This is a genomic window from Roseobacter insulae (assembly GCF_019375555.1).
Taxonomy (GTDB): Bacteria; Pseudomonadota; Alphaproteobacteria; order Rhodobacterales; family Rhodobacteraceae; genus Roseobacter; species Roseobacter insulae.
Map to the genome: position 1 here is coordinate 770,777 of NZ_JAHXDN010000002.1, position 10,624 is coordinate 781,400.

Below are 10,624 nucleotides of genomic sequence, written 5' to 3' on the forward strand. Positions count from 1 at the left end.
ACCTGCCTGTGGTGATCGCGGCTGCGCAGGCTGGGCTAAACCCGTGGCTTGGATCCCGCGATTAGGCTGAAAACCGCGCGCGCGCCCAGTGCCGCGTTTTCGCGGCAAAGCGACTGATTGTTCAATGACTTAAAGAACATCGCAAGCTGACCGGATGTGGCGTAGTTCCGCATGTGGTCGAGGTACCGTACCGGCCAGGGCGCCGCGACCGCGCCCGACTTGAGGAGCATGAAAGCGCCCAGTGCCGAGCCATTCAGCGCGTAGCACGCGCCCCATGCCCAGTCCGATGAGGCCACGGTTATCTTCTCAGGAGTGGGCGGGCAAATGGTCAGGTCCGCACAAATCGCGTCGATGCGCTGTTTTTCCTGCGTGTCCTCCGGCATGCAGGTTGCCGCGGCAGCGCGCCCGATGATCAGATGGGCGCGCAAAAGGGTACGCAGCCACAACCTGTAGTGATCGCGGTTTCTGAACCCGGCGGGGGTGACCCATGTCGCCTCGGCAGACCTGTGGTCGGCCTGGCTTGCGTGTTGCAGAAATCGCCGGTTGTTTTGCAGAACGGTCCGCGACCGACGCTTCTGCTGTGACGGCGCGGATACTGCAACCGTCGCCCCAGCGGCGCTGCGGGGACATCCGGTCACGAGAAGATCCGCGCAAACTGTTCCTTCAGCTCCGAGGCCGCGACAGGTTTGATGAGCATCGGGACATGTTTCAACTCGGGTGTGATGATCGTATGCTCGCCATAGCCCGTCACGAAAACGACGGGGACCGACAGTTCGAGCATCTTCTGGGCCACCGGCAGGCTGTTTTTCTGACCCCCAAGATTGTAGTCCAGAACCGCGAGGACAGGCACCTCGGTTTCAACGTGCTCCAATGCGTCTTCGGCGTTTGCGAAAAGGGCGACCTGGGAAAAGCCGAACTCCCGCAGCTGATCGCTCATTTCCTTGGCGATGATGAAGTTGTCTTCCACCAGCAAAACAGTGCCGTTGATGCTCTTTGCACAGAACTCCGCCTCGAAGGGCACTTGTGTGTAGTGGGATCGCAGGATCTCCGCCGGCTCCGAGCGATCATCGAAAAACCGGTCCGGTACGATCAGCTCTGCCCGCACACCGTCGGGCTCCAGCGTCAGGATGGCCTTCCCGCCGAATTCATGGGGCACTGCCTGTTCGATCATGGCGGTGCCGAACCCTGTGTCATTGGGGACAACGACGGGCGGGCCGCCCTGTTCCTTCCATACGATCCGGGTGGCGTCCGGCAACCACTCCAAAGTGATATCAACCATGCCATTTTCCGCAGTCAGCGCCCCGTATTTGGCGGCATTCGTGGTCAGTTCATGCATCACCAGCGAAAAGATCGGTGCCACATCCGCCAGCATGTTGCGGTCTTTGCCTGTCACGGTCGCCCGGGCAGCGGCTTCGGTGCCGAAAGGTTCGAACTCCTTGAGGATCAGGCTCTTGATGGACACCGGATGCGACAGCGATGCGGCACTCAGATCATGGGATGCCGCAAGCGCGCGAATACGGTTTTCCATCGCGGCGGCATAACTGTTGAGAGACCCGTAGCGCCGTCGGGCCTGGCGGGAGACGGAGCGCACCAGCGCCAGAATGTTTCTCACCCGATGGTTCAACTCGTCGATCATCAGGGCTTGCTGCCGGTTCATCGTGTTCAGCAGGCTTTGGCGTTCGGAGGCGTGGAGCAAGGTGCGGACATGCTGGATGAAGTGGATATCATCCTCGGTCCACGCCTTGCTGCGCCCCTTCACGTCTTCGAGATAATGCGAAAACGAGGCCCTTGGGGACAGCCGCTTGACCCCCGAAACCAGTTCGATCGTCTTTTCAGGGTTACCTGCCCAGCTGACCTTGTGTTTGACGGCGAGCCGGAAAATAGAAATCGCGCGATCTGGAAGGATGGTGGCGACCAGAGCACCGGCACAGCCGTTTAACTGGTCCTCATACTGTGGAAAGAGTTCGGCGAGGCTCTCTATCGCAATGACATCCTCGGTGCGCTCCAGCGACAGGGCAAGCAATTGATCCAGCAGCTCTCTTTTGGGAATGACACCGAAGGTGGACAAGGCCGACGTGCTCAGCGTGGTGATGCCATCGGCGCCAACTACGTCGAGGACGACCGCGCCGACTTCTGGCAACAGATGATCCAGATCCGTGTCGACACCGGGTTGCGACGTGATGCTGTTTTCAAGAATTTTGATGCGCTGCAGTGTGTCTTTCTGACGGATGGTCAACAGCTTGGACGCAAATATCGGCACGAAGCTTTCGAGCAGTTCGCGCAGCATGGATGTGCAGATTTTCGGTTTTCTGTGCTGAAAGGAGATAATACCCCAAAGCGTGTCTTCGACCACGATGTTAAGCGTCATGGAGGCCTTGCACCCCATGTTGCGCAGGTATTGCAAATGGACGGGTGACACGCCCCGGCTGTTGGCGAACGTCATATCGAGCGGTGGCAGGGTGGCGCGCGCGGCAACCACCGGAATGGGGTCCTGGTCAACGTCGCCGATCAGCCGAACGCGCGTGCGCTTCATGATCTCCCGTGCCTGCGCGGGGATGTCCCAGCTTGGAAACCGCAGGCCCAGACAGGGCTCCATAGAGGCCCGGCAGGTTTCCGCGATGACTTCACCATTATAGTCAGCATCGAACTTGTAGATCATCACCCGATCAAATCCGGTGAGGTGGCGCATCAGATCCACCGTGAGATCACACAGACCCCCGACGGAGTCGCATTCCTGTACCTGCGTCATCACGAAATTCAGGGACTTCAATGCAGACGCCCCGCCCATTGTCGCGGCACTTGCGGTTTCAAGTTCCACCACGGTTTTGCCGTCGGTCTCATGGGCTCTTGCGTCGTACGTTTCGCCGCCCAGCTCGAACGTGCCGACCGGCAAAGACGCCGTATGCCTGTCCGACCGGGACATCGTATTGCGCAGTTCGTGCCAGAACTCCCGGCCCAGCATGTCTTGCAGGCTGCCACCAAGGATATTTTCCAGCGGCATTCCAAAGGGGTCTGCGCAGTTTTCGCTCGCATATAGGACGGTTCCTGAGCGCATGTCGCTTGCCACCAGACAGCTGAATGGCTGAACTGTGCCCGGAATGTGAACCGGCTCGGCGGCACAGTTCTCGATTGCAGCTTCCAGTTCCGCTGCCTGTGCACTCTGATCCATCTTTTCCCCCAGGCTTGTATTCCCTTCTGCTATTCTATCTATGAGAGAAAATTGTACAAACAGCGAGTTCGGCCCTTTTACGTTTAGTTGAAAGGTTTCGTTGTCGATTATGGATTTGGTCGTTCGTTGGCGCACGATAACTGTACAGGAGAATGAACTTGGTCAAGGTTTTGCTGATGGAAGACGAATTTACCGTGAGCTATTCGCTGATGGCTGACTTGCGAAAAGCCGGGCACCAGGTGCAGGCCAAGGCGTCTGCCTCGCAGGCGATCATTGAGCTGCGCGAGGTATCCTACGACGTTCTCATTACGGATATTATTGTGAAAGAACAGGGGCGTGCGATCCCGGACGGGGGCATTGGGTTGATCTCCTGGGTCCGGCATCATCACGGGTTCAGCCGGATGCCGATCATCGCGATCTCCGGCACCACGAGGTACCCGGGCATGGAAACCATTTTGTCGACAGCAAAAAACATCGGGGCGGATATTGGATTCGAAAAACCCGTGGTCTTAAGCGAGATCCTCAAAGCGATCGATTGTCTTACCGCCGAAAACCGCAGCGAGGATGCGCGCGCGCCCGACTAAATCAGCATCGAAGATGCCGGCGGTGGCTCTCAGCCCGTTTGCACAGGGCCTTCCGACAGTATCACAAGCGGGTGCGGCGGAGGATCCTGTTCCAGCAGCAGCGCGCTCAATCCCGCGGCGCCCGACGGGGTGCTGACGCATCCCAGCTTATGTGCAGCCCGCACCCCGTCCAGCGCCTGTTGGTCACTGATCGTCACGAAGCGGTCCGCCGCCCCGGACAGGATGTCACAGGCCAGCATTGATGGCGTTTTGCAATCCAACCGCCCCATGTTGGACACCGGTCCGGCCACGGTGACCAGCCGGGATGCCGCTACACTGTCGCGCAGGCAGGGTGCGGCGTCAGGCTCCACCACCACAATTTCGGGCTGCTGCGCCCATGTCTGGCGGATCATATACGCCACGGCAGCAGCGAGACCGCCAACCCCGGCCTGCAGATAGACATGAGACGGCCAGTCGCCCGAGGCTTCCAGACTCTCGCGCATTTCTTCTGCCAGAACCGTGTACCCCTCCATCACCAACCGGGGCGGCTCGGTATATCCGGGCCAGGAGCCGTCGGCGAGATGGAGCGCGCCCGTCTCCTCCGCATCTGCAATCGCGGCCTGAACGCTTTGCTCATAGGTGCTGCCGGACCGCACGACGGTGGCCCCTTTCGCCTTCAGGCGGGTCGCGAAATCTTCGGGCACGGTTTCGGCCAGGTGAATACGACAGCGCGCGCCGAAAACCCGCGCCCCTGCGGCCACTGCCATGCCGTGGTTCCCCGCACTGGCGCAAACGAAGGTAAGCGTTGCAGCCCGGGCGCGCACGTGATCCGAAACAAACATGTCAGGGGCAAGATCCTGCTCAAGATGGTGTTCGATCAACCGCGCAACCGCATAGACACCGCCCAGTGCCTTGAAGGCGCCAAGTCCCATCCTGTTGGTCTCGTCCTTTATCCACAAGGGCATGGACGCCAATTCAGTCCGGATCAAGGGAGAGGTCACGTAGGCGGGGCACACGGACAAGAGCGCGCGTGCCGGCGCTGGATCAAGGAGGGGAGTGTCTGTCATCATCTGATGAGTTTAGCGCAATCCCTTGACCTGATACTTACAAATTTGTCTAGTTACCGGGGAAATCTTGCGAAAATGGTGAAAAAATGAGGGAAAACCTCGACGAAACAGACGTTACGCTTCTGAATGAGCTGCAGCGCAACGCGCGGCAGTCGCTGGATGAACTGGCGGCCGGGACAGGTTTGTCGCCCGCCACGATCCAGCGGCGCGTCAGATCGCTGCGGGAGCGTGGCGTTCTGACCGGCGATATTGCCCTTGTGGACCCGCTCAAAGTCGGCACACCCATGACATTTGTCGTGATGGTCGAGTTGGAGCGTGAACGGCTCGACCAGATCGACGCTTTCACCCGACGTGCGCAAAGGGACTCGATGGTACAGCAGTGCTACTATCTCACCGGCGAGGCGGATTTCTGTCTGATCTGCACGGCGTCTGACATGAACGATTTCGAAGAACTGACAAAACGCCTGTTTTTCGAGGATTCAAACGTGCGACGCTTTCGGACCTCGGTCGTCATGGGACGCAAAAAGGTTGGGCTGCAAATCCCGGTGGCCCTTCGCGCCTGATGAGGGGCCGCAAGAAAAAAGGCTTAGCGTGTGACGCTAAGCCCTTGAATCCTTTGGCTCCGGCGGTAGGGATCGAACCTACGACCAATTGATTAACAGTTATAGAAGCCGGGTTTCATAGGCTTTCACGCAGTTTCACGTTCTTTCAATAACTTACTGTTTTTGCTTTCATATTTGCATTTTTCACTAGATTGCTTATCTATCTCTTTCAAGTGGTGGTGGCGACTCGGTGGCGATTCCTATTTGGAGTCGCCACGGATCGGATGGAGAGTGCAATGCCTGTAATTAAGATCGCCCGTCGCAACATTGCGGCAATCAACGCCACCGACAAACCGGTAGTCTATTTTGACGACACCTTGAAAGGCTTCGGGCTGTTGGTACGCCCTTCGGGTTCACGCTCTTGGATATTGGAATATCGCCCCGGGGCTGGTGGGCGAGGCATAGCCAAGAAACGCATAGTACTTGGCAGCCCGGATGCTGTGACACCTGAGCAGGCAAGAGCAATGGCTAAAGATATGTTGGCCAAAGTTCGTCTCGGCGCTGACCCGGCAGCAGAAAGAGCGGAGGCAAGAGCGGCGGATACCGTCGCTGAGATCGCAGACGAGTGGTTGACCCGGCACGTTGAACCTAAACGCAAACCCTCCACGGCAAAGCTATATCGTGCCGTGCTGGACACGCATATTCTGCCTGCCATTGGCACTCGAAAGGCTGCTACACTGACGCGGAGCGAGGTCGCGAAGCTGCATAGTGCCATCGCCCGGAAGACAACATCCGCCAAAAAGGAGGGGGCCAAGCGAACCGCTTCCAAAAAAACAAGAGGTGGCCCAATTATCGCAAACCGCGCGTTGGCGGTTCTCAAGGCAATGTTCTCTTGGGCGATTGACCTAGCTTTGTTGCCAGAGGGTACGTCAAACCCCGCTACTAGTATTGAAGCCTTCAAAGAGAAAGGTCGGGAGCGGTTCTTATCGTCGGAAGAGATGCAGCGGCTAGGTGATGCGCTTGCCCGCGCTGAAACTCAGGGCTTGCCGTGGCAGGTCAAAGCAGTTGGTTCGAGTTTGAAGTATCTGCCAGCACCGGAAAAGCGTATGGCACAGTTTGACGCCCACTCTGTCGCTGCCGTTCGACTGCTTTTGCTGACAGGCGCACGGGTGCGTGAAATTCTCGATTTGGAGTGGCAGCATGTCGATTTTGATCGTGGAATGTTGCGCTTGCCAGACTCCAAAACGGGCGCGAAAGTTATCGTGCTAGGTGCAGCTGCGTTGTCTGTTTTGGATGCAATACCCCGGATTGGTCGTTTCGTGATTGCATCTACTTCAGCAGGCACCGCGCACGAGAAGCCGAAAGCGGACGTAAACCGCCTGTGGCGTGCGGTACGTCGTGAAGCCGGTATCGAAGGCACTCGCCTGCACGATCTACGCCATTCAAATGCCGCTGTTGGCGCAGGTGCGGGATTGTCTCTGCACCAAATCGGTGGGCTACTTGGGCACTCGCAGGCAAGCACAACGAAACGCTACGCTCACCTTGCTACCGATCCGCAAAGACGCGCGGCAGATATGATTGGTGTCGAAATTAGCGCGGCGCTTGGTTTGGGTTCAAGTGTTTTGCCTTTTAAATTCGGCTCAAAGGTGACCCGTTCATGAGTGACAATGACGAATTGTGGGGAGATCAAAATCCAGACCCAAATCTGGTCCAACGTCAGTTAAGAGAACTGCGGGCTTGGCTTTCGCGCCCCGTCATTACAATTCGACAAGCGGCTTGTTTGCTTGTTGGCTATTTGCCGCCTGAGCGGGAAAATGATCAGCGCCCTTATGCAGGGTACCTACCTCCAAAAAAACGATGGGAAAAAGGAGAAAAGGCCGCTCGGGAACTCGTTGCAGATAGAATTGATGAAATGCAAACAATTCTGAAAGAGTTGGGAGAAACAGCACTGAAGACGCCTCAAGGATTTATTAAAGTAGCTTTGGAACTTCATATTGTGCCTGAGTGGCTGGAGTATGCGTGCAATGACGAGGCAACAAGCAAATATCTGCCTCTTGAAGCCGCAGCCTATAAGATACCCACAAGTCCGCTAAGCGGAAAAGAGATGGCGAAACGAGGAGGAGATGCGCGTCGAGACACTGATCCCAAGCGGCTTAAATTCTACCCCATTGTCAAAGAGCGGGTCATATTAGGTGTAAAGCCTGCTGAGATAATACGACAACTCGACGATGAGTATGGTCACTTGCCAGAGAACAGGCGGCCTTCTGAACCAACCATTTTTCGTTGGGCACGAGAGATAAAAGAGGATGCAGTCAGGTCGAAAAAAAAATCCATTAAATGACTATCAATGCTTGCGCTGATTATGAGAATTTGAATCTGTGTGCTTCTTAGCCCGTGCAAATGAAAGCACGGAGACACGTATGCAATACGAAAACCTTCCCCTCTACGTGGACACTTCTATGGCGGCCAAGTTGTTGGGCCTTTCACGTTCTACATTGGAGAAATACCGCTTCTACCGCGACCCGAACGGCCCGCCTTATGCCGTCTTCGGTCGCGCCTCCATCCGCTACCACACGCCCAGCTTGCTCGAATGGGCCGCTGAACGCACGGTCGCATTTGAAAAAGGCCGATGAGCCAGAATGTCGCGGTGCTCTTCTTCCTAAGTTAAGCGCCCAACGCCCCGGTCGCAGGCATCGGGCGCACACTTCTAGATTATTCAACTTACTGCAATCGGAACAGCAAATGGAACGGTATCATAATACCGCGACGGCAGAGGTGGCGCAAGGTGCCAATCTAGCCGTCGCCAAAGCATGGGCGGCTCACGGATTTTCTGTGATGCCACTCCGTTACAAAAACGAAACGTTGAAGAATGGCGAAAAGCGAAAGGCAAAGTCGCCGCGCTGGACCAACTATGCCAAGAAGGCTACGACCGATCTGAAACGGATAGAGCGAGTGTGGGGCAAGGAACCCGATTTGCTTGTTGGGGTTTTGACCGGACCCGGTACCGGACTGGCCGTCGTCGATTTGGACCGGCACGGCGAGAAAGATGGTTTCGCTGCGCTCGTAGACCTGAAAATCGAGTGCGAGTCAGACTTCGTGGCACGCACTGCTGGCGGCGGCGAGCATAGAATTTTCACTTACGTCCCCGGCATCCTGTCTTCAAATGGCAAGGTCGCCCCCGGTATAGACGTCAAAAGCGAAACTGCAACGGGAACCCCCAGCTACATCGTGGCTCCCGGCACCGTCGCCCCTTGGGGATGCTATGAATGGGTCAAGGGTGACATCGCGGGTTTGGTAAAAGCCCTGAAGGAGAAGACTATGCCTCCGATCCCCATTGTAATGAAGGCTCGCAAAGACTCTCCTGAACCGCGCAAGAAGAGCAACGGCGAGAAGACCGGGTTGCCCTTCGCTGAGGTGGCCGAGGCGCTAATGGCCATTTTAAACGATGGTTCGAACCCGGATATGGAAAGCCGTGACTCTTGGCTGCACATCGGTATGGGGCTGCACCACGAGACGGACGGCGACGAAGATGGGCGCGACTTGTTCCATGAGTGGTCCGCCCAACATCCAAGCTATGACGCTGCTAAAACTGACGATGCATGGAACTCCTTCGGCGGAGATGGCCTTACCGCTGCTACGATCCTGCGGGAAGCATATCGCCACGGCTGGCACAATGCCGCCGCCCATGAACGCCACATCGAAGAGGGCATGAAGCTGATCGACGAGTGTTGGACCTCAGAAGAGTTGGATCGTATCAGACATATCTCGGCTGAAGAGAGCGAAGCTGATCGGAAACAAGAATACTTACTGAGTCTTGACGCTGAGGCCTTCGCATTGATGTACGGACCGATCAGCAAAGAAGCCGTGCCCGTCCTGCCGAGTGAAGGCAAGCCGATTTTGCGGGGCGACAAACTGGTCATCAACCTGCACAACACAACGCTCTACCTCAGCCGCGACCTCGAAGCCATCTTGCCGGGCCTAGCTCATAACCAGATGACCGGTCGAGATGAATGGCAAGACGGGCAACTCACAGACGCGGCTATATCAATTGCCCGGATGGCTCTGGAAAAGCGCGGGCTTGAAACTGTCGGCAAGGATTTGGTGGCGGACGCTGCCAAGACCGTGGCGCTGAAACGCGCCTATCACCCGATCAGAAACGATTTGAACGCGCTGCGGTGGGATGGTGCTCCCCGTCTGGAGTCGTGGCTGGTGCGCTATGCGGGGGCAGACGATACCCCATACACCTGCACAGTATCACGCAAGTTTCTTATCGCCATGGTTGCGCGGGTCATGCATCCGGGGTGCAAGCATGATCACACTCTTGTCCTGTCTGGGGAGCAAGGCCAGAACAAGAGCAAGATGTGCAAGGCTCTCGCCGGGGAACAGTATTTCAGCGAAACACTGCCCTCAATCCGGAGCGACAAAACCGACGCCATTCGTCACCTTCAAGGAAAGTGGCTGGTGGAATTGGCTGAACTAGCACCATCACGCACAAGCGATGCTGAGGACCTAAAAGCATTTCTGTCTGGTGCAGTGGACCGCGTGCGGATGCCATACGCCAAATTTGATGAAGCGTTCCCTCGTCAGTGCGTCTTTGTCGGGACCACCAATGATGACCAATTCTTGCGTGATGCCACAGGGGGGAGGCGGTTCTGGCCAGTGGCAGTGCGTAAGGTCATTGATGTAGATGCGCTGGCAGACGAACGGGATCAGCTTTTCGCCGAGGCTGTTGCAGCCTTCAAGGAGGGTGAATCATGGTGGCTGGATCGTGAGTTCGAATCTAAACACGCGGCCCCTGTGCAGGCGGCGGCTTATGTTTCGGATAGCTGGGTCGATGACGTGGCCCCGTGGCTGGACAAGCCGCAGGGCGACCAGTCCGAAGTAAAGATGGAAGTCACAATTTCCGAAATTTTATCTGACGCTCTAAATGTCTCCACCGAGCGCCAGACGCAGCCCGTCCAAAAGCGCGTGGCAAGTGTGCTGCGCCAAATCGGCTGGATCAAAGTAAAAACCAAGACCAGCAACAAGTGGCGGAGGCCGGAATAAGGCGCGCTGGGCCAATTTTTTTGGTGGACCGTGGTGGGCCGTAGGGTGGACCCTGCGGCCCATCTCCAAGTACCTAGTTTCATGCGGAAATTCCATTGGTGGGCCGTGGTGGACCCTAATCTGGAGAAAGAGTCTCTGATGAACCGACCGGTAGCAGGTCAATGACTTGGTATCTCAGGGGCTACATAGAGAGTGGACGGTCCACACGGTCCACCACGGTCCACCTGAACCAGATGA

9 protein-coding genes are annotated in these 10,624 nt (G+C 56.8%); 6 read left to right on the forward strand and 3 right to left on the reverse strand.

What is annotated here, in order from left to right; translation table 11 throughout:
* Positions 1-35: 35 nt before the first annotated feature.
* On the reverse strand, positions 36-638 hold the full coding sequence (locus KX928_RS09955) for a heme oxygenase-like domain-containing protein (RefSeq protein ID WP_219501548.1): 603 nt from the start codon (positions 636-638) through the stop codon (positions 36-38).
* Positions 635-3,169 carry an HWE histidine kinase domain-containing protein gene (locus KX928_RS09960; RefSeq protein ID WP_219501556.1) on the reverse strand — a complete coding sequence of 845 codons (2,535 nt, stop codon included), beginning with the start codon at positions 3,167-3,169 and terminating at the stop codon, positions 635-637. The genes KX928_RS09955 and KX928_RS09960 overlap by 4 nt, the downstream gene beginning before the upstream one ends.
* A gap of 176 nt (positions 3,170-3,345) precedes the next feature.
* Here KX928_RS09960 and KX928_RS09965 point away from each other — a divergent pair, with 176 nt between their 5' ends.
* A complete protein-coding gene (locus tag KX928_RS09965) occupies positions 3,346-3,753 on the forward strand; it encodes a response regulator (RefSeq protein ID WP_219501558.1) in 408 nt (135 codons plus the stop codon).
* Positions 3,754-3,782: 29 nt separating this feature from the next.
* Here KX928_RS09965 and KX928_RS09970 read toward each other — a convergent pair whose 3' ends face one another.
* Positions 3,783-4,802, reverse strand: coding sequence for a pyridoxal-phosphate dependent enzyme (locus tag KX928_RS09970; RefSeq protein WP_219501559.1), 1,020 nt, complete (start codon positions 4,800-4,802; stop codon positions 3,783-3,785).
* A gap of 83 nt (positions 4,803-4,885) precedes the next feature.
* Here KX928_RS09970 and KX928_RS09975 point away from each other — a divergent pair, with 83 nt between their 5' ends.
* The 5 genes from KX928_RS09975 to KX928_RS09995 all read left to right on the forward strand — a co-directional run bounded on the left by KX928_RS09975 (position 4,886) and on the right by KX928_RS09995 (position 10,387).
* Entirely contained in the window at positions 4,886-5,362 is a 477-nt protein-coding gene (locus KX928_RS09975) for an Lrp/AsnC family transcriptional regulator (RefSeq protein ID WP_219501560.1), read from the forward strand.
* Positions 5,363-5,637: 275 nt separating this feature from the next.
* Entirely contained in the window at positions 5,638-7,002 is a 1,365-nt protein-coding gene (locus KX928_RS09980; protein WP_219501561.1) for a tyrosine-type recombinase/integrase, read from the forward strand.
* On the forward strand, positions 6,999-7,682 hold the full coding sequence (locus KX928_RS09985; RefSeq protein WP_219501562.1) for a hypothetical protein: 684 nt from the start codon (positions 6,999-7,001) through the stop codon (positions 7,680-7,682). Before KX928_RS09980 ends, KX928_RS09985 begins: the two co-directional genes overlap by 4 nt.
* Positions 7,683-7,761: 79 nt before the next feature.
* Positions 7,762-7,974, forward strand: a complete 213-nt coding sequence (locus tag KX928_RS09990; RefSeq protein WP_219501563.1) for a helix-turn-helix transcriptional regulator — start codon at positions 7,762-7,764, stop codon at positions 7,972-7,974.
* Positions 7,975-8,083: 109 nt separating this feature from the next.
* The gene (locus KX928_RS09995; protein ID WP_219501564.1) at positions 8,084-10,387 is read left to right on the forward strand and encodes a VapE domain-containing protein; all 2,304 of its coding nucleotides are present in this window, start codon (positions 8,084-8,086) and stop codon (positions 10,385-10,387) included.
* The last annotated feature ends 237 nt before the right edge of the window (positions 10,388-10,624 follow it).

Coding starts and splice junctions, on each gene's coding strand:
- KX928_RS09960 (WP_219501556.1), bottom strand. CDS start 3,169: ATGGATCAGAGTGCACAGGCAGCGGAACTGGAAGCTGCAATCGAGAAC.
- KX928_RS09965 (WP_219501558.1), top strand. CDS start 3,346: ATGGAAGACGAATTTACCGTGAGCTATTCGCTGATGGCTGACTTGCGA.
- KX928_RS09970 (WP_219501559.1), bottom strand. CDS start 4,802: ATGATGACAGACACTCCCCTCCTTGATCCAGCGCCGGCACGCGCGCTC.
- KX928_RS09975 (WP_219501560.1), top strand. CDS start 4,886: ATGAGGGAAAACCTCGACGAAACAGACGTTACGCTTCTGAATGAGCTG.
- KX928_RS09980 (WP_219501561.1), top strand. CDS start 5,638: ATGCCTGTAATTAAGATCGCCCGTCGCAACATTGCGGCAATCAACGCC.
- KX928_RS09985 (WP_219501562.1), top strand. CDS start 6,999: ATGAGTGACAATGACGAATTGTGGGGAGATCAAAATCCAGACCCAAAT.
- KX928_RS09990 (WP_219501563.1), top strand. CDS start 7,762: ATGCAATACGAAAACCTTCCCCTCTACGTGGACACTTCTATGGCGGCC.
- KX928_RS09995 (WP_219501564.1), top strand. CDS start 8,084: ATGGAACGGTATCATAATACCGCGACGGCAGAGGTGGCGCAAGGTGCC.